General features: G+C 74.2%; 15 protein-coding genes. 10 read left to right on the top strand and 5 right to left on the bottom strand.

Annotated features, from left to right (window positions below; translation table 11 throughout):
* The first annotated feature begins 149 nt into the window (after nt 1-149).
* The 3 genes from AB0J86_RS38310 to AB0J86_RS38300 all read left to right on the top strand — a co-directional run bounded on the left by AB0J86_RS38310 (nt 150) and on the right by AB0J86_RS38300 (nt 3,572).
* Nucleotides 150-1,892: a bifunctional 3'-5' exonuclease/DNA polymerase gene (locus tag AB0J86_RS38310; protein WP_363863677.1), complete on the top strand. Its 1,743-nt coding sequence runs from the start codon at nt 150-152 to the stop codon at nt 1,890-1,892.
* 53 nt (nt 1,893-1,945) lie between these two features.
* Nucleotides 1,946-2,881 (top strand): NAD-dependent epimerase/dehydratase family protein, encoded by a 936-nt coding sequence (locus AB0J86_RS38305; RefSeq protein WP_363863670.1) that lies wholly within the window; start codon nt 1,946-1,948, stop codon nt 2,879-2,881.
* Between the two features lie 97 nt (nt 2,882-2,978).
* Nucleotides 2,979-3,572 (top strand): NTP transferase domain-containing protein, encoded by a 594-nt coding sequence (locus AB0J86_RS38300; protein ID WP_363863674.1) that lies wholly within the window; start codon nt 2,979-2,981, stop codon nt 3,570-3,572.
* A gap of 22 nt (nt 3,573-3,594) precedes the next feature.
* Here AB0J86_RS38300 and AB0J86_RS38295 read toward each other — a convergent pair whose 3' ends face one another.
* Nucleotides 3,595-4,230 (bottom strand): methyltransferase domain-containing protein, encoded by a 636-nt coding sequence (locus AB0J86_RS38295; RefSeq protein WP_363863667.1) that lies wholly within the window; start codon nt 4,228-4,230, stop codon nt 3,595-3,597.
* Nucleotides 4,231-4,399: 169 nt separating this feature from the next.
* Here AB0J86_RS38295 and AB0J86_RS38290 point away from each other — a divergent pair, with 169 nt between their 5' ends.
* The 4 genes from AB0J86_RS38290 to AB0J86_RS38275 all read left to right on the top strand — a co-directional run bounded on the left by AB0J86_RS38290 (nt 4,400) and on the right by AB0J86_RS38275 (nt 9,891).
* Nucleotides 4,400-5,704 carry a histidine kinase gene (locus tag AB0J86_RS38290; protein ID WP_363863664.1) on the top strand — a complete coding sequence of 435 codons (1,305 nt, stop codon included), beginning with the start codon at nt 4,400-4,402 and terminating at the stop codon, nt 5,702-5,704.
* The gene (locus AB0J86_RS38285; protein ID WP_363863661.1) at nt 5,701-6,369 is read left to right on the top strand and encodes a response regulator transcription factor; all 669 of its coding nucleotides are present in this window, start codon (nt 5,701-5,703) and stop codon (nt 6,367-6,369) included. Before AB0J86_RS38290 ends, AB0J86_RS38285 begins: the two co-directional genes overlap by 4 nt.
* Before the next feature lie 170 nt (nt 6,370-6,539).
* Nucleotides 6,540-7,823 (top strand): phospholipase D-like domain-containing protein, encoded by a 1,284-nt coding sequence (locus AB0J86_RS38280; RefSeq protein ID WP_363863658.1) that lies wholly within the window; start codon nt 6,540-6,542, stop codon nt 7,821-7,823.
* Nucleotides 7,824-7,977: 154 nt separating this feature from the next.
* Entirely contained in the window at nt 7,978-9,891 is a 1,914-nt protein-coding gene (locus tag AB0J86_RS38275) for an SGNH/GDSL hydrolase family protein (RefSeq protein ID WP_363863655.1), read from the top strand.
* Between the two features lie 134 nt (nt 9,892-10,025).
* On the opposite strand, the gene AB0J86_RS38270 is transcribed toward AB0J86_RS38275, so the two are convergent.
* The gene (locus tag AB0J86_RS38270) at nt 10,026-10,778 is read right to left on the bottom strand and encodes a Sir2 family NAD-dependent protein deacetylase (RefSeq protein WP_363863652.1); all 753 of its coding nucleotides are present in this window, start codon (nt 10,776-10,778) and stop codon (nt 10,026-10,028) included.
* 162 nt (nt 10,779-10,940) lie between these two features.
* On the opposite strand from AB0J86_RS38270, the gene AB0J86_RS38265 reads away from it, so the two are divergent.
* The 3 genes from AB0J86_RS38265 (at nt 10,941) to AB0J86_RS38255 (ending at nt 14,384) form a co-directional block, all read left to right on the top strand.
* Complete coding sequence (locus AB0J86_RS38265; RefSeq protein WP_363863649.1) at nt 10,941-12,158, top strand: histidine kinase; 1,218 nt, start codon at nt 10,941-10,943, stop codon at nt 12,156-12,158.
* Nucleotides 12,155-12,820 carry a response regulator transcription factor gene (locus AB0J86_RS38260; protein WP_363863646.1) on the top strand — a complete coding sequence of 222 codons (666 nt, stop codon included), beginning with the start codon at nt 12,155-12,157 and terminating at the stop codon, nt 12,818-12,820. The genes AB0J86_RS38265 and AB0J86_RS38260 overlap by 4 nt, the downstream gene beginning before the upstream one ends.
* Nucleotides 12,821-12,887: 67 nt before the next feature.
* On the top strand, nt 12,888-14,384 hold the full coding sequence (locus AB0J86_RS38255; protein ID WP_363863644.1) for a hypothetical protein: 1,497 nt from the start codon (nt 12,888-12,890) through the stop codon (nt 14,382-14,384).
* Nucleotides 14,385-14,448: 64 nt separating this feature from the next.
* On the opposite strand, the gene AB0J86_RS38250 is transcribed toward AB0J86_RS38255, so the two are convergent.
* The 3 genes from AB0J86_RS38250 to AB0J86_RS38240 form a co-directional block, all read right to left on the bottom strand.
* Nucleotides 14,449-15,258: a metal-dependent hydrolase gene (locus tag AB0J86_RS38250; RefSeq protein ID WP_363863641.1), complete on the bottom strand. Its 810-nt coding sequence runs from the start codon at nt 15,256-15,258 to the stop codon at nt 14,449-14,451.
* Nucleotides 15,259-15,659: 401 nt separating this feature from the next.
* Entirely contained in the window at nt 15,660-17,222 is a 1,563-nt protein-coding gene (locus AB0J86_RS38245) for a serine/threonine-protein kinase (RefSeq protein ID WP_363863639.1), read from the bottom strand.
* A 95-nt stretch (nt 17,223-17,317) separates the two neighbouring features.
* A partial coding sequence (locus AB0J86_RS38240) for a glycosyltransferase family 4 protein (RefSeq protein ID WP_363863636.1) occupies nt 17,318-18,130 on the bottom strand: 813 nt, incomplete at its 5' end.

Below are 18,130 nucleotides of genomic sequence, written 5' to 3'. Positions count from 1 at the left end.
CCACACAACCCCCCCCCCCCCCCCCCCCCGTCCTCGGCACAACCCCCGTCACTGACACACCCACCCGTGGATTTGCCCTAGATCGGCGAGGTGGGTGGTGGGGCGGGGTGGGCTGGTTGTCGGTGGTCACGGGCAGAATCGGGCCCGTGATGATCGCGGTGGTGGCGGGCGACGGGGGCGGCGGCGAACTGTGCCCGCTGGAGCCCGACGGCCGTCCCGCCGGCCCGGTCGAGCGGGTCGCCGACCTGGCCGCCGCCGTCGCCGCCCGGGAGGCCGCCGCCCCGGCCGGCCCCGCCGCCGCGCGCTGGGTCTGGGGCAGCACCGCCACCGTCTACCCCGCGCTGTACCGGGCCGGCGCGCGGGTCGAGCGCTGTCACGACGTCGAGCTGACCGAGGCGCTGCTGCTCGGCCACGCCGGCCGGTGGGGGGAGCCGCGGGCCCCGGCCGCGGCCTGGGCCCGGCTCACCGGGGCGCCGGTGCCGCCCGATCCGCCGCCCCGGCCGGCCGCGCCGCCCGGCGACGGGCAGGGCGCGCTCTTCGACGCGGTGCCGGGCCCGCCGGGGCTCGGGCTGGAGGAGCTGGTACGCGTACACGCCGACCAGCTCGCCCGGATCGCCGCGACCGAGCGGCCGGGCCGGTTCCGGCTGCTCGTGGCGGCCGAGTCGGCCGGCGCGCTGCTCGGGGTCGAGATGGGCGCCGCCGGGCTGCCCTGGCGCGGCGACGTGCACGACGCGTTGCTGGTCGAGCTGCTGGGCGAGCCGTCGCCGGTCGGCGGTCCGCCCCGGCGGCTGGCCGAGCTGGCCGCCCGCATCGCCGAGACGTTCGGCCTGCGGCAGCTGCACGCCGACTCGCCGGCCGAGGTGCTGCGCGCGTTCGCCCGGGCCGGGGTGGAGCTGCCCAACACGCGGGCCTGGGTGCTGCGCGGCGTGGACCACCCGGCGGTACCGCTGCTGCTGGAGTACAAGGAGCTCTACCGGATCTGGACCGCGCACGGCTGGGCCTGGCGGGACGCCTGGGTGCACGCCGGCCGGTTCCGCCCGGAATACGTTCCGGGCGGGGTGGTCTCCGGCCGGTGGGCCACCCGGGGTGGCGGGGCGCTCCAGATTCCGAAGGTGATCCGGCGGGCGGTGGTGGCCGACCCGGGGTGGCGCTTCGTGGTCGCCGACGCCGGGCAACTGGAGCCGCGGGTGCTCGCCGCGGTCTCCGGCGACGCCCGGCTGGCCGCCGCCGCGGGCACCGGGGACCTCTACACCGCCCTGGCCCGGGACGCGTTCGGCGGCGACCGGGCCCGCGCCAAGGTGGCCCTGCTCGGCGCCATGTACGGGCAGACCGGCGGATCGGCGCTGCCCGCGCTGGCGGTACTGCGGCGCAGTTACCCGACCGCCTTCGAGTACGTCGAGTCGGCGGCGCGTACCGGCGAGGCGGGGGGACTGGTCCGCTCCTGGCTCGGCCGTACCTGCCCGCCCGCCTCGGTGGGGCTGCGCGATCCGGAGGAGGACTCGGGCGGGTACGAGCCGGATCCGGCCGGCGACCCCACGGGCGGCGAGGGTGGCGACGGGCCGGGCGGGGACGGCGGCCGTTCCCGTGGCCGGTCGGCGGCCCGGGCCCGGGGCCGCTTCACCCGCAACTTCGTCATCCAGGCGACCGCCGCGGAGTGGGCCCTGGCGCTGCTCGCCATCCTCCGGGCGCAGCTGCGCGGACTCGCCGCCGAGCTGGTCTTCTTCCAGCACGACGAGGTGGTGGTGCACTGCCCGGCCGAGGAGGCGGAGACGGTGGCCGGGCTGGTCGCCGAGGCGGCGGTACGCGCCGGCCGGCTGCTCTTCGGCGCGGACACCCCGGTCCGCTTCCCGCTGGACCTCGCGGTGGTGGAATGCTACGCCGACGCGCACTGAACGCGAGGCGCGTCGCGGCTTGGAGTTCGAGAGTCTGAGGCGGGAGCGGGATGGTGTCCCCACTGCACGTGGTCCTGGGTGGTACCGGCGCGGTCGGCGGGGCGGTCCTGGCCGAACTGCGGGCGCGCGGGCATCGGGTGCGCGCGGTCAGCCGGGGCGCGTCCGGCCCGGACGGCCTCCGCGCGGACATCGCCACGACGGAGGGCGCCGTCGCCGCCTGCGAGGGCGCCGCCGTCGTCTACCAGTGCGCCCAGCCGCCGTACGCCCGTTGGGCCGCGGAATTCCCGGACCTGACCCGGACGGTGCTCGCCGGGGCGCAGGCCGCCGGGGCCAAGCTGGTCATGGCCGACAACCTCTACATGTACGGCCCGGTCGACGGACCGATGACCGAGCAGCTGCCCCACGCCGCCAGCAACCCGAAGGGGCGGGCCCGCGCGGAGGTCGCCGAGCTGATCCTGGCCGCGCACCGGGAGGGGCGGGTACGCGCCACGATGGGTCGCGCCTCCGACTACTACGGTCCGGGCGGCCTGAACACGATCATCGGGCCGACCGTCTTCGCGGCGGCCGTGGCCGGGAGGACCGCGCGCTGGGTCGGCGACCTCGACCAGCCGCACACGGTCTCCTACCTGCCCGACGTCGCCGCCGGTCTGGTCACCCTCGGCGAGCGTTCGGAGGCCGACGGGCGGGCCTGGCACCTGCCGGTCGACGCCCCGGTGACCGGGCGGGAGTTCCTCGGGCTGGTCCGGGCGGCGGTGGGCGGGCGCACGCGGATCGCGGGCTTCGGGCGGGGCATGCAGCGGGTCGTCGGGCTGGTCAACCCGGTGGTGCGGGAGCTGGGCGAGACCTGGTACCAGCGGGACCGGCCGTGGGTGGTGGACGACTCGGCGTTCCGGGCGGCGTTCGGGCCGGGGCGGGTCACCCCGCACGCCGAGGGCGTCGCGGCGACGGTCGAGTGGTTCCGGACGGCGGCACGCGCCACGACCGGGTGACATAGCGGACTAAATCCCCACACAACGCCCGCGACCGTGGCGGTGCCGAGTCGTTGGGACCGGTGTGCGTACGACGGGGAACAGCCGCATCGCCGGGATGATCATCGCCGCCGGGGGTGGCCGCCGCATCGGTGGCCCCGAGGCGCTGCTGCACCAGGGGGAGAAGCCGCTGCTCGACCGGGCGCTCGGTACGCTGCGCGCGGCCGGCTGCGGACCGGTCGTGGTGGTACTCGGCGCCGGCGCCGAGCAGGCGCGGCAGAGCGCCGACCTGACCGGCGCGCGGATCGTGGTGAACCGCTCCTGGGGCACCGGCATCGGCTCGTCCATGCGCCTGGGCCTCGGCGCGATCGCCGACCGGGACGTCGAGGCGGTCGTGGTGATACCGGTCGACATGCCCGGCCTGACGGTGCAGGCGATCCGCCGGGTGGCCGCCCTGCCGTACCCGGACGCGCTGGTCTGCGCCACCTACAACGGGCTGCGCGGCTACCCGATGCTCTTCGGCCGCCGACACTGGTCCGGCATCGCCACCCTGGCCAACGCCGACGTCGGCGCCCGGCCGTACCTGCTGGCACACAAGCGGCAGATCGTCGACATCGCCTGCGACACGGTGGCCGACGGCAGCCGGGTGGACACCCCCGAGCTGATGGCGCTCTACGGGCTGACCGTACCGCCGCAGCGCGTCGGGGTCTGACCGGGGACGGCCGGCCCCGTCGTCAGGCGCCGGCCACCGGCGCCGCGACCGGGGCGGCGGCCGGCCTCGCGGCGGCAGTCGCGCCGGGACCGCGGCGGGGCATCACGGCGCGGTGCACGAACGCCGGCGGCAGGTTCGGCCAGACGACCGGGCTGCGTTCGAGTACGGCGAACCGGCCCGCCAGTTCGGCGGCGAAGCGGCGGGCCGGCGGGCTCCACGCCGCGTGCACGTACGCGAAGGTGGCGAAGCTGCCGTTGTCCCGCAGCACCTCGGCCACGGAGTCGAGGATGCCGCGCTGCACCGACTCGGGCATCACCGCCCAGGGCAGCCCGGAGACCACCGCGTCGACCCGTTCCCCGACGAGTTCCGCCAGGTCGGCCGCGGATCCGTTGACTACCTCGATCGGCCGGTCCCGGTGCCGATCCGCCAGTTGGGCGGCGAGTGTCGGGTTCAGCTCGACCGCGACCAGGCGGGCGCCCGGGGCGAGCCGGGGCAGGATGGCCGAGGTGATCGCCCCCGTACCCGGTCCCAGCTCCACCACCACCCGCGCCTGCTCCAGGCCGAGTCCGTCGGTCATGGCCCGGGCGAGCCACCGCGAGCTGGCGGCCACGGCCCCGGTACGGAAGGGATGGCGGACGAATTCCCGGATGATCGACACGGGTGGACCGTATTGACCGGCGCCGTCGTCGCGCGTCCGTCTGAGCGCCGGCCCGGCTCCACCCGCGGGTGGACCGGACCCCGGAGCCGGGCCCGGTGGGAACCCCCGTCGGCGGGGTACGCGGCCTCGACCGGTGGGTGCGGGCCGCCGGCCTCCGTATCGTGGAGCGGTGCATCGGCTCAACCTGTGGCTGCGCGGTCACCCGTGGGTGGTGGACCTCGCCCTGATCGCGGCCCTCTCCGGGGCCCCGCCCATGTGGCTGGCGGGCGGCTGGCGGGTGGTGGTCCTCGCCGCCCTGCTGCTGCCGATCCTGTTCCGGCGGCGCTACCCGGTCACCGCCGCGGCGATCGTGCTGGGCGCCGCCTGGCTCGGGTACCTGCTCTCGCCCGGGCCGGCGATGCCGATGGGCTACCTGGCCCTGGTGGTCATCCTCTACACCCTGGTGATGCTCGGCCGCCGCCGCGAGGCGTCCCTGATGGCCCTGGCCAGCGCCGGGTTCTTCCTGACCTGGACGCTGACCCGGTACACCGAACCGGACGCCCGGGTGGCGGGCTCGGGCTTCCTGCTGTTGCTGGTCACCGCGTGGCTGCTGGGGGAGTTCGTCCGGGCCCGCCAGGCGTACCTCGCCGAGGTCGAGCGGCGGGCCGCGCTCGCCGACTCCGAACGGCAGGCGCTGGCCCGGGCGGCCGCCGCCGACGAGCGCACCCGCATCGCCCGGGAGTTGCACGACGTCCTCGCCCACAGTGTCAGCGTCATGGTGGTGAACGCCGAGGGCGCGAAGCTGGCCCGGCACACCGACCCGGAGGCGGTCGACCGGACCCTGGAGATCATCAGCCGGACCGGCCGGTCGACGCTGGCCGAGCTGCGTCGCCTGTTGGAGGTGCTGCACGCGCAGCCGGTCCGCCGGCCGCAGCCGACCCTGGCCGACCTGGAGCAGCTGGTCACCCGGGCCGGTCTCGGCCGTCCACCGATCACCCTCACGGTCACCGGCGACGGGTCCGGGCTGCCGGCGAGCGCCGGACTCCAGATCTACCGCATCGTCCAGGAGGCGTTGACCAACGTGCTCAAGCACGCCCCCGTCGACGCGACCGCGCGGGTCAGCGTCGACTACGGTATGGCGGCCCGGCGCCGGGTGGTCCGGGTCGAGGTCACCAACAGCGGTGGCGGGGCCGCCCCGCCGCCGGGGGTGCTGCCCTCCTCCCGGCTGGGCCTCGCGGGCATGCGGGAACGGGTGGCGATGTTCGACGGTACGCTCGACGCCGGCCCGACCGCGGCGGGCGGCTACCGGCTCGCCGCCACCCTGCGGGTGGACGGGGACGGGTGCCTCTTCGGCGGGCCCGCCGCTGGCACGAACGGCGCCGGCGCGGACGGCGCCGGCGACAACGGCCCGGGGGCGGACGCCGCCAGCGACAACGGCCCGGGGGCGGACGCCGCCAGCGGGGACGCCGCCGAACCCGCCAAAATGGCACCATGAGCGACAGGCCGCCCGCGCGGGTACTCATCTGTGACGACCAGGAGTTGATGCGGGTCGGGCTGCGCATGGTGGTGGACAGCCAGCCGGACCTGACCGTGGTCGGCGAGGCCGCCGACGGGGTGACGGCCGTCGCCCGCGCCACCGAGCTGGAACCCGACCTGGTCCTGATGGACGTGCGGATGCCGCACCTGGACGGGGTGACCGCCGCCCAGCGGATCTGCGGCGCGCTGCCGGCGACCCGGGTACTGATGATCACCACCTTCGACCTGGACGAGTACGCGTACGCGGCCCTGCGGGGCGGGGCGAGCGGCTTCCTGGTCAAGGACGCGCCGGCCGACGAGATGCTGGTGGCGATCCGGGGGGTGCTGCGCGGCGACGCCATGGTCGCGCCGTCGGTCACCCGTCGCCTGCTCGACCGGTACGTCACCGGTACCGCCGCCCCGGTCACCGACAGCCGGCTCGACGTGCTGACCGACCGGGAGAAGGAGGTCCTGGGGCTGATCGCCCAGGGGCTGACCAACAGCGAGATCGCCGCGCGGCTCTACCTGGGCGAGACCACGGTGAAGACGCACGTCAACCGGATCCTCACCAAGCTGGAGCTGCGCGACCGGGTGCACGCCGTCGTCTTCGCGTACGAGACCGGCCTGGCCCGTCCCGGCGCGTAGGCCCGCTCCCGCACCGGCGCCGCCGCGCGGAGCTTCCGCCGCCGCGCGGAGCTTCCGCCGCCGCGCGGAGCTTCCGCCGCCGCGCGGGCTTCCGCCGCCCCACGGAGCTTCCGTCGGCCATGGTTCGGTGGAATCATCTGGCCATGCGGATATGTAGGTTTTCTCCACGCATGGCTGCGCGATCGGCACTCGTCTTCATGCTCGCGGCCGCCGCGCTCGGGGCGCCGGCGCTGGGCGCGGGGCCGGCCAGCGCCGCCGAGCCGGATCCGACGATGAACCACGCGGTCTTCAGCCGGCCGACCGGTACGGTCGCGCAGCAGAACGCGATCTTCATGCAGCTCGCGCGGATCATCGACCGGGTGCCGGCCGGTGGCGAGATCCAGATGTCCTGGTTCGGGTTCGACGTCACCGACGTCACCGACTCGGAAACCACGCCCGACCTGCCCGGACGGCTGCTGAACGCGTACCGGCGGGGGGTACGCGTCAAGATCATCCTGGATCAGAAGCAGGTCGGCCAGCGGCCGTACCAGCGGCTGCTGCCGGTGCTCGGCGGCGACGACACCGCCGGGTCGTACATCGTGCACTGCGGCGACAAGTTCCCCACCGCCGTGCGGGGCTGCATCGGCACCCGGCGGATCGACTACAGCGACACGTCGGTGACGGCCTACAACCACAACAAGTTCCTGACCGCGTCCAGCATCGTGCTCAACAACGGCACCACGGTGTCCAACGTGGTCTTCCAGGGCTCGGCGAACCTCGGCTGGTGGGACGCGAACGAGGCGTACAACAACGGGCTGACGTTCAGCGACGCCACCACGTACCAGGCGTACCGGCAGTACTTCGCCGACCTGCGGTCGTACCGCTACAGCTCGACCGGGAACAACGACTACTACTGGAGCACCCCGTCGGGTACGACCTACCGGGCGTACTTCTTCCCCCGGCGGGAGCGCTCCGGGCAGCCGATCAGCGACCCGGCCACCGACACCATCGTCAGCGTGCTCAACTCGGTCACGTCGTGCTACTACGACGACAACGGCACCCGCCGGCAGACCGACGTACGGGTCAACATGTTCTCGTTCACCCGACCCGAGGTGGCCAAGCGGCTCACCGCGCTGCGCAACGCCGGCTGCTGGGTCGACGTGGTCTTCACCGAGGCGAGCGCGGACGTGCTGAACGCGCTGGGTAGTAACGTCCAGCTCACCAAGTGCAACTACAACGTCGGGCCGGGCCGGGACATCCGGACGCACAACAAGTACATGCTGATCGACGGCGCGTACGACGACGACATCGTGCCCCGGGTCTTCACCGGCAGCCACAACTACAACATCTCCGCGCTGCGCCAGGCCGACGAGGCGATGCTGCGGGTCATGGGCCGGAGCATCCACGACGACTACCTCGCCGACTTCTGGCACGTCCGGGACACCTGCCGGGCCAACGGCGGCGCGATCCGCTGAACCCCGGTGGTGCCGGATCTTGACACTGTCATCCGGGACCGCGAAGCTCAGCCAATTCGTGGCGACACCGAGCCACGACGTCCGCCGCCCACCGCCGACGGTCCGGCGCACCCCGCTCCGACGGGTACGGGGGCGGCCGAGGAGAGGACGGACAATGAGATTCCTACGAGCGCCCGGCCGTCGCCGGCTGGCGTCCGGGCTCTTCGCCGGGCTCGTGGCCATGGTGGTCACGGCCGGCGGGCCCGCGGCGTCGGCCGCGCCGCCCCGCGGCGACCAGGCCCGCGACGGGACGGTCGAGGTGCCGGCGACCATCCCGGCCGCGACCGCCGAGGCGGGCACGCCGGCCAACTACGTACCCTTCCCGACCCCGGTGGGGGTGCTGGCCACCTGGGACGGTACCGGCGGCGTGACGGGCGTCCGGGGGCCGGACTCCACCACCACGTTCCCGGTACTGGGCGTGGCGGGGATTCCGGCCACCGGGGTGAGCGCGGTACTCGTCCGCGTGATGGCCACCAACCCGACCGCCCGTACCTTCCTGGAGCTCTGGCCCGACGGGGCCGCGCGACCGACCGACCTGTCCATGTTGAATGTGGGGGCGGGCGAGAACCTGTCGAACGTCGCCGTGGTCGAGCCGGGCGCGAACGGCCGGATCGCGGTCTACAACCAGGCGGGCGAGACGCAGATCGGCGTCGACGTGCAGGGCTACTTCGCGACGACGACCGCCCCGGCCACCGGCGGCTTCGTGCCGGTGACGCACACGCGCCTGGTCGACACGCGCAGCGGGCTGGGCACCACCACCGGGACGATCCCGGCGGGCGGCAGCCGTACCGTGAAGATCGCCGGAACGTACGTGCCGACCGGCGCGACCGCCGCGTACGTGAACCTGCTGGTGCCCGGCGCGACGACCGGCGGCTGGGTCGGCGCGGCGCCGCCCGGCACCGCCCTGGGCAAGGGGGCGATCAACTACGTGGCCGGGTCGACCCAGTCGGGCGCCACGGTCAAGCTCTCCGCCGACGGGCGGGTGACCTTCTACAACAGGGGCAGCGCGGCGATCAACCTGGTGGTGATCCTGGAGGGCTACTTCGCCGGGGTGGCCGGCGGCGGTACGCCCTTCTACCCGGTCGCGAACCGGCTGCTCAACACCCGTACCGCCGGCACCGGGGCGCAGCTCGCCGCGGGCGCCACGATCGACGTCCAGGTGGCCGGGGCCGCCGGGCTGCCGGCGACCGGCGTGGCCGGCGCGGTGCTGAACCTGACCGTCACGCCCGAGCAGGCCGGATACCTCAAGGCGTGGCCGGTCGCGGAGACCGAGCCGAGCCTGACCATGATGGACTTCGCCGCCGGGAACTGGCGTACCAACGCGGTCGTGCTCCGGCCCGGTCCGGACGGGAAGATCCGTCTCAGGAACGGCAGCTCCGGCCCGATCCACCTGATCGTGGACCTCCAGGGCTGGTTCGAGCGGGCCGGCTCGGCCCGCGCGGTCAAGGTGATGCCGATGGGCGACTCGATCACGTGGGGCCAGGGCAGCACGGACGGGTCCGGGTACCGCGGCCCGCTGTGGCTGCGGCTGCGCAACGAGGCCGGGTACGCGCCCGACTTCGTGGGGAGCCAGGTCGTCGGCACGATCGGCGACCCGAACAACGAGGGGCACCGGGGTTGGCAGATCGACCAGCTCCAGGCGAACGCCACCGGCTGGATCAACACGTACCAGCCGGACGTGGTGCTGCTGCACATCGGTACGAACGACATGTACCGCAACTACCAGGTCGCCACCGCGCCGGACCGGCTCAGCGCGCTGATCGACCAGATCCTCGCCGCCCGCCCCGGCGTCTACGTGCTGGTCGCGAAGATCACCCCGTCCACCAACACCGACGCCCAGGCCCGGATCAACGCGTACAACGCGAAGATCCCGGGGATCGTCGCGGCGAAGGGTGACCACGTCCGGCTGGCCGACATGACCAACGTGACCACGGCGGACCTGGTCGACGCCCTGCACCCGAACGACACCGGCTACGCCAAGATGGCGGAGCGCTGGTACCCGGTCCTGACCGGGGTGCTCGGCGGCTGAGGCCCCCGCGCCTCCAGCGTGGTTGATCATGGAGTTGTGGCTGTTGGATTGCGGCGGTTCAGCCCGATCTGCGAGCGCCACAACTCCATGATCGGCGCGGTGGGTCTCGCGCGGTGGGTCTCGCGCGGTGGTTCCTAGGCGGCGAGCATGGCGGTGATCCGGGGAAGGGCGGTACCGATCGGCTCGCGGATCACCTCGGTGGCCAACCGGTCGTACGGCGTCGGGTCGCGGTTGACGATCACCAGGTGCGCGCCCGCCTCGACGGCCACCCGGCACAGCGACGCGACGGGCTCCACCTGGAGCGAGGTGCCGACAGCCAGCAGCAGTTGGCTCGCCTTGGCGATCTTCTCGGCCTGGCCGATGGTGTCCGCGTCGAGGTACTGCCCGAAGAGCACCACGCCGAGCTTCAGGATCCCGCCGCAGTCCGGGCAGGACGGATCGGCCTCGCCGGCGGCGACGCGGTCGAGGATCCGCGCGGTCGGCGTCCGGGCCGAGCAGCCGAGGCAGACCACCTCGTGCATGCTGCCGTGCAGTTCGAGCACCTTGCGGGCGGTACTGCCGGCCCGCTGGTGCAGCCCGTCGATGTTCTGGGTGAGGATCCGCAGCGCGATGCCGGAGCATTCCAGCGCGGCCAGGGCCCGATGCCCGGGGTTGGGCTCGGCCCGCCAGGCGGGGTGATGCAGGTAGCGGCGCCAGAACCGGGCCCGGACCGCCGGGTCGGCGACGAAGTTCGCGTACCTGAAGACGTCGACGTCCTCGGGGGCGCGGGTCCAGACCCCGTCCGGACCACGGTAGTCGGGGATGCCCGAGTCGGTGGAGATGCCCGCTCCGGTCAGCACGGCGATCCGGCCGATCCCCCGCGCCCACTCGGGGGCCGTGTCGTCCATGGTCGCCGATGCTATGGTCCGCCGTGCCGGCCGGCCACCCAATTGTCCGGGATAAGCTGACCGGTGCCCGGATGGCGGCCCGGTGCGCCCGGGCGCCAACAGGATTCGGGCGGGCGCCGGCAGGATGCGCCCGGGCGCTGGCGGGAATGGGACGGACCGGTCGTGCGAGGTTACGCATTCCTTCCCGGCTCGGGCGACCGGCGCCGCCGGGCCGGGCCGGAGCCGTACGGTCGACTGCCCGGTCCTGGGCGTGACGGGTTCGAGGCGCGGTTGTCGCGCCGCTGGCGCGGGCTGCTGGTCCTGCTCGCCCTGGCCGCGCTCAGCCCCGTACTCGCGCTGCAACCGCACGGGCTGGCGACGCCGACGGGGCGGGCGCTCGCGGTGGTCCTTGTCGTGGTCCAGGCCGTCGCGCTGTGGTGGATGGGGGTACGGCCCGGCCGGGTGACCGCGATCGTGTTCTGCGCCGGCGTCCTCCTCCAGACCCTCTTCCCCTCGGTCGGCCCGGGGATCTCGCTCGTGGTGCTCTCCACGTTCGCCTGGTTGCGCCCGACCCGGTTGTCGCTGCGCGGGTTGGTCGGCGCGCTGCTGTTCGCCGTGCCGCCCGTAGTGTCCGGGCGGTGGGGCGAGGCGGGGGTGTGGCTGGTCGCCGCGCTGCTGGCCTGGAGCTGGGGCGCGCTCGGCCGGGCCCGGTCCGCGCGGCGGTACGCGGAGGCGCGCCGGGCGGTGCTGGAGGAACGCGCCCGCATCGCCCGCGAGGTGCACGACGTGCTGGCCCACACCGTCTCGGTGATGGTGGTGCAGGCCGCCGCGGCGGACGACGCGTTCGACCTCGACCCGGGCCAGGCGCGGGAGGCGATGCGACAGGTCGAGTCGGCGGGCCGGCAGGCCCTCACCGAGCTGCGCTGGTTCCTGCGCGCCATCCGGTCGGCCGACGGCGAGGAGAGCGGTGACGCGGCGGCGGCCGGTGGCGACCCGGCCGGCGGAGCGCGGTCGTTGGCGGACGTGGACCGGCTGGCCCGGACGATGTCCGGTGCCGCGCTGAAGGTGACGGTACGCCGGGAGGGGGACGGGTTCGCGGACGTCCCCGCGGGTATCGGCCTGTCGGCGTACCGGATCGTGCAGGAGTCGCTGACGAACACGCTGCGGCACGCCGACGCCAACCGGGCCGAGGTGCGGCTGCGGATCGCGGACGGAGAACTGCGCGTCGAGGTTACCGACAACGGCAGAGGGGCCGGCCGGAGCGGCGGGGCGGGGGCCGGGCACGGCATCATCGGCATGCGCGAACGGGCCAGCATGCTCGGCGGGTCGTTCGCGGCGGGACCGCTGCCCGGCGGCGGGTTCCGCGTCAGTGCCCACCTACCGCTGGGAGGTTCGTCGTGACGGTCAGGGTGTTGATCGCGGACGACCAGCACCTCGTCCGGGCCGGCTTCCGGATGATCATCAGTGCCCGTCCGGACCTGGAGGTCGTCGGCGAGGCGGGTGACGGAGCGCAGGCCGTCCGCCTCGCGGCGCAGTGCCGTCCGGACGTCGTCCTCATGGACGTGCGGATGCCTGGCATGGACGGCATCGACGCGACCCGGCAACTGACCGCCGCTCCTGACGCGCCGAAGGTCATCATCCTGACCACGTTCGACCTGGACGAGCCGCTCTACGCGGCGCTGCGCGCCGGGGCGAGCGGCTTCCTGCTCAAGGACGTCCGGCCCGCCGAACTCGTGGCGGCGATCAGGGTGGTCGCGCGGGGCGAGGCGCTGCTCGCCCCGACGGTGACTCGGCGCCTGCTCGACCGCTTCGTCGCCACCGAACTGGCGACGCGGGTCGACGAGCGCCGGCTGGACGGGCTCACCGACCGGGAGCGGGAGGTGCTCGCGCTGATCGCGCGGGGCGCGTCCAACGCCGAGATCGCCGGCCGGCTCGTGGTGACCGAGGCGACCGTGAAGACCCACGTGTCGGCGATCCTGCGCAAGCTCGGCGTCCGCGACCGGGTGCAGGCCGTGGTGCTCGCCTACGACCTCGGTCTGGTACGCCCCCGTGGCTCAGCCTGAAGTCGGAGACGGATGACCGGTCTTCGGTCGGAGGTGGCCGGGCCGCCCGGTTTCTAGCTTTTCAGGCATGACCTCACCCCCTGCCCGGGCCGTCCGTCCCGTCGTGGTCCTGCTCTTCGGCAACATCGCGGTCAATCTGATCTTCGCGGCGCTCACCCTGGTGTTCCGCCACGAGGTGCTGGCGTACCAGCTCGCCCGGGATCCGGGCGCCGACGAGGACTCGCTCGCGGCGACGCTGTGGACCCGGCCGATCCCGATCCTCATCATGGCGGTCGCGTACGTCTGGGTGGCCCGGCAGCTGTGGCGCGGCCAGCGGCGCGCGTACCTGCGCGTACGGGTCGTCTCCGCCGCGGGACTCCTGGCTGTGGGCTGGCTCGTCCTCTCCGCCGCCTACCCGACCTGGCTACGGGTCCTGCAGGTGGCGCAGCTCGTGCTGCTGGCGGCGTTGGTGCTCGCGGTCAACCGCCGGGTGCTGCGGACGGCCTTCGCGGCCGGGCCGAAACCAGCCAAGCGACCCGGTCACCGCGGCGCGGCGCTGCTGCTGATGCTGTTGACGCCGGTCATCGCCGAGGTGGCGCTCGGTACCGTCGCGCTGAGGACCGCCTGGGTGATCCCGATCTACCTGCCCATCTACGGCGCGGGCGCGCTGTTCGTCCGCGAGGTCGTCCGCCGTACCGGCGGCGGGTGGCCGAGCCTGCTGCTGATGGGCGTGGTCTACGGCCTCGTCGAGGAGGGGCTGGCGTTGCAGAGCCTCACCAGCCCGAACATCTACCACGCGGCGGACTGGGCACCCCGGATGCTCGGGGTCAACACGGCGTACGCCGAGGTGAACCTGGCCTACCACGCGGTGTTCAGCATCGCGATCCCGATCACGCTGCTGGAGTTGGTGTTCCGGCGGCACGGGCGGGCGCCGTACCTGCGCCGGGGCGGGCTCGTGAGCTGCGGGTTCGTGGCGCTGCTCGGTGTGGCGCTGCTGCGGGTGTCGGTACCCCCGGACATCGACCCGGGCTACCTCCTGCCCGGTACCGCGGCGGTCGCCATCGTCGGGCTGATCGTGGTGCTGTCCGTGCTCGCGTTGCGGGTGCTGCCGCGCCGCGCGGCCGGCGCGCCGGCCGGTCCCGCACCGGTCGCGGTGCGCGCGGAGGCCGGTCCCGTGCTGGCCGGGGCGAGGCCCGGCGGGGCGCCGCGGCCGATCACGGTCGGGCTGTGCTGCGCCGTGGCGACCTTCGGCTTCTTCGCCCTGATCTGGCCGTTCGGGGGCGCCCACCATCCGGCGTACACGCACGGGAACTGGTCGTTCGTGCCGATGGCCGGGGCGGCCGTGCTCGCGGCGCTGACCGCGCTCGCCCTGCGGCGCTGGGGCTCCGCCGCAGACTGGACCGACCGGCACCGCCTCGCCGCGATCACCGGCGCGCTCCTGGCGCACACCGCGTTCGGCTTCATGATCAACGCGAGGACCACGCCCGACCGGGCGTTCCTGGCCGGCGTCGCGGTGCTGACGGTCGTCCTCACCGGACTGCTGGACCGCCGGCTGGCCCGGTCCGGGTCGACGGTCGTGGAGTAGTCCAGATCGACACGACGCGGGGCCCGTTCCAGCCCAGGGCTGGAACGGGCCCCGCCCGTCGTGCTCAGACCTCGATGTTGAAGCGCCTCAGCACCGCCGTGCCGGCCATGCCGAGGACGGCGAGCAGCGAGACGATGGTGAAGGCGGTACGCAGGATCTTCGTCTCGACCTTGCCGCCGACCTCGACGGCGATCTTGTTGGGGATGCCGATCATCCGCCACATCCGTCGTTTGATCGGGATCGGCCACAGGATCGGTACGCCGGCACTGGTGATCATGTCACCCAGGATGTGGACGAAACAGCCGACGCCGACCGCGACTCCCAGCATCGGATAGCCCCGGTCGCCGGGCAGGTTCAGGTAGGTGAAGTAGGCCGCCGCCAGCGAGATCAGGGTGATGATGACCCAGCCGGCCCGCTTGGCCCACTCGTCGAAGAGCCCGCGCAGGGCCAGGCCGATCATGAAGAAGAGGATGCCGATGACCGCCCACTTCCCGTACGCGGTGCAGAGCGCCGTGGTGCCCCAGCCGACCAGGACGGTGAAGGGCAGCGTGTGGGTGAGGGTGCGGTGGCCGTTGTCGCGTTTCGGGTCCTTGCTCAGCTTCGTGGCCGTGTAGACGCCGAGTGAGATCTTCTCCATCACCTCGGCGACGAAGAGCGAGACGACCCCGAAGGTGCGGGCGACGGTGGCGCCGCCCTTGTTCGCGGTCACCTTGCCGGAGAGGTCGAGATCGGGGAAGAGCGCTCCGCCGGCACAGACAGCGGTGCCGACGGCGATCGCCAGTGGCGATTGCTCGTAGCCGGCGAACTGATCCAGTGCCCAGCAGCCGGTCAACCACACGGCGGCACCGGACAACGCATGGGACGGGCCCATCATGGTCCTTGCTCCTCCTCAAGATCTTTTCGGCAAACTACGCCACTGTGCCAAAGTTGACCTCCCGGGGCAATCACCCACACGTCCACAGTGGAGAGGACGGCGGGCCGGGTCACGCGGACGCCCGGACGCCCGGTACTGACGTGCTGCTATGCCACCGTCGTGCCGATCGGCGACCGTGCGTGTCCGCCCACGCGGCGTGTCGCAGCGTTTCGCGCCGCGAGGGCCGTGGCGCGGGAACGGCGGTGCGGCTCCGGGGGAGGGCGCGGTACGCGTCCCTTGTCGTCGGTCGTCCGCACGCGGTACAGAGTGCCAGCGAGGTACGACAGCCCGGCGCCCGCCGGGTCCGGCCCGCGGCGTGACGAGAGCGGGCGGCGGGGACGAACTCCGGCCCGCACCGGCGGTCAGGCGGCGGGGACGAAGCTCTGCCTGATCATCGGCAGGTACGCGCGGTTGACCTGCCAGTCGAACTCCCGGGTGAGCCAGGAGATGGTGTACGCGCGCCCGCCCGGGGTGTTGACCAGCAGGCGGTACGTGTGGACGGTCTCGCCGGCGGCGTCGCGCCACCGGCACTCCCACTCGGCGGCGCCCTCGTAGAAGGCGAGCGGGGCGATGGAGATCCCCTCGTACCCGGCCAGCGTGCCGCCGGCCGTCAGCGCCCGCTCCCGGGCCCGCCAGTGCGCGGCGGCGGCCTCCGCGCCGGCGGTACGCGGGGTGGTCGGGTCGACCCCGAGCACCCGGGCGCCCCGGGGTTCCCGGAAGCAGACGGTGCCCCGGTCCACGTAGTGCAGCCAGCCGAGCGGCACCGCGACCCGGAAGCCCGCCGGGTCGGTGTACCAGGTCCAGCCGGCGACCAGCGCGAACCGCTCGCCGACCGGTACCGCCGCGGAGGCGACGGGGCTGATGGGCTGCGCGGTCGGGGGCAGCGCGCACGGGAACGCACCGGCCGGCGACGGTGCCGCCGCCGGGGCGCTCTCCCGGGCCGCGACGGCGCCGGGCGGCTCCCCGCGCAGGCGTACCCAGGCCAGCGCGCCGAGCGCCAGCGCGAGCACCAGCAGGCCGCCCAGCGCGGCGACCGTGCGGCGGCCCAGGCGGTGGGGCGGGCGGGCATGGCCCCGCCAGCGGCCCGATCCGGCGCCGGTGCGGCGCGGGGCCGGGTCGGGAGCCGACCGGACCCGGCGGAGCAGCCGCTCCACCTCGGCCGGGGCGAGCCGCCGGTGCGGGTCGCGGCGGAGCAGTCCGGCCAGCACCGGGCGCAGCGGGCCGGCCCGGCGCGGCGGGTCCGGTGCGGTGGTGGCGAGCGCGGTCAGCGTCGCCATGGCGGTCTCCCGGGCGTACGGCGCGCGCCCCTCCACCGCCGCGTAGAGCGTCGCCCCCAGCGACCAGAGGTCGGTCTCCACGCTGGACAGACCGTCGGCGGCCCGCTCGGGCGCGACGTACTGCGGGGAGCCGAGGATCACGCCGGGCCGGGTCGTCGCGCCGTCCCCGCCGTCGAACTTCGCCAGCCCGAAGTCGGTCAGCACCACCCGCCCGTCGTCGCCGATCAGCACGTTGTGCGGCTTGACGTCGCGGTGCAGCACCCCGGCGGCGTGCGCGGCGCGCAGCGCGGCCAGCACGGCGAGCCCGATCTCGGCGACCCGGCGCGGGGGGAGCGGCCCGTCCTCGGTGAGCACGTCGTGCAGCGAGCGCGACGGCACGTACTCCATTACGATCCACGGGTTCAGCCCGTCGTGGACGACGTCGTAGACCCGCACCACGTTGGGGTGGCTGAGCCGGGCCGCGGTGCGCGCCTCGCGCAGGGTCCGCCGCCGCAGCTCGGCCCGCTCGTCGGGGGTCAACCACTGCGGCGGTACGACCTCCTTGACGGCCACGTCCCGGTGCAGCATCTCGTCGCGGGCCAGCCAGACCCGCCCCATCCCACCGGTACCGACCAGGCGTACGAGCCGGTAGCGCTCCTCGATCAGCACCGCCGCACCGCCATGATCCCGAGACTGCTACTCGCCGTACACGATAGTTAAGCAGTCCGCGGTTCCGGCACCCCGTTTGCCGGCGGCCCGGGCGCTCAGCCGCCCACGGCGAGCAGGTTCCCCTCCGGTACGACGATCTTGGGGCGGCCCCCGGTGAGGAGGGCGGCCGCCTGGCGGGTGCTGAACGAGGCGGCCTCGCGTACGGCGCCGGCGTAGACGGCGGCGGTGCGGGCCGCGATGGTCGACCAGCCGTACCGCTCGCTGACCATCGTGCGGGCCTGCCGGGCCACCCGGCGGGCGAAGACCTCGTCGGCGAGGAGCGAGTCGACCGCGCCGGCCAGCGCGTCGGGGTCGCCGTGCCGGAAGGTCACGCCCGTGACGCCCGGCTCGACGATCTCGGCGAGCCCGCCGGTGGCGGAGACGGCGAGCGGCGCGCCGGCCGCGGCGGCCTCCAGCGCGACCATGCCGAACGGCTCGTACAGGCTCGGCACCACGGTCGCGTCGGTGGCGCCGAGGACCGCGGGGAGCTGCTTCTCGTTCATGAAGCCGACGAAGCGGACGCTGTCGTCCAGCCGCAGGCCGCGCGCCTGCTCCTGCAGCTCACCCCGGTACGGGCCGTCGCCGGCGATCACCACGCGCAGGTCGGGGTGGGCCTGGCGCAGTCGGGGCAGGCCGGCGATGAGGTGCTGCACGCCCTTCTCGTAGACCAGCCGGCCGGCGTAGCCGATCAGCGGCCCGTTGCCGGCATACCGCCGCCGGGCGGAGGCGACGGCCCGGGGCTTGGCGTGCCAGGCCCGGTCGTTCACCCCGTTCGGTACGACGTCGACGCGCTGGGCGGGCAGGTCGAAGAGGTTGGTGATCTCGTCGCGCATGTAGCCGGAGCAGGCGATGACGCGGGTGGATTCCTG

The sequence above is a fragment of the Micromonospora sp. NPDC049559 genome (genome assembly GCF_040676675.1).
Lineage (GTDB): Bacteria > Actinomycetota > Actinomycetes > Mycobacteriales > Micromonosporaceae > JBFAPK01.
The sequence above is the reverse complement of the archived record's forward strand: the minus strand, read 5'-3'. Positions and strand labels throughout refer to the sequence as shown.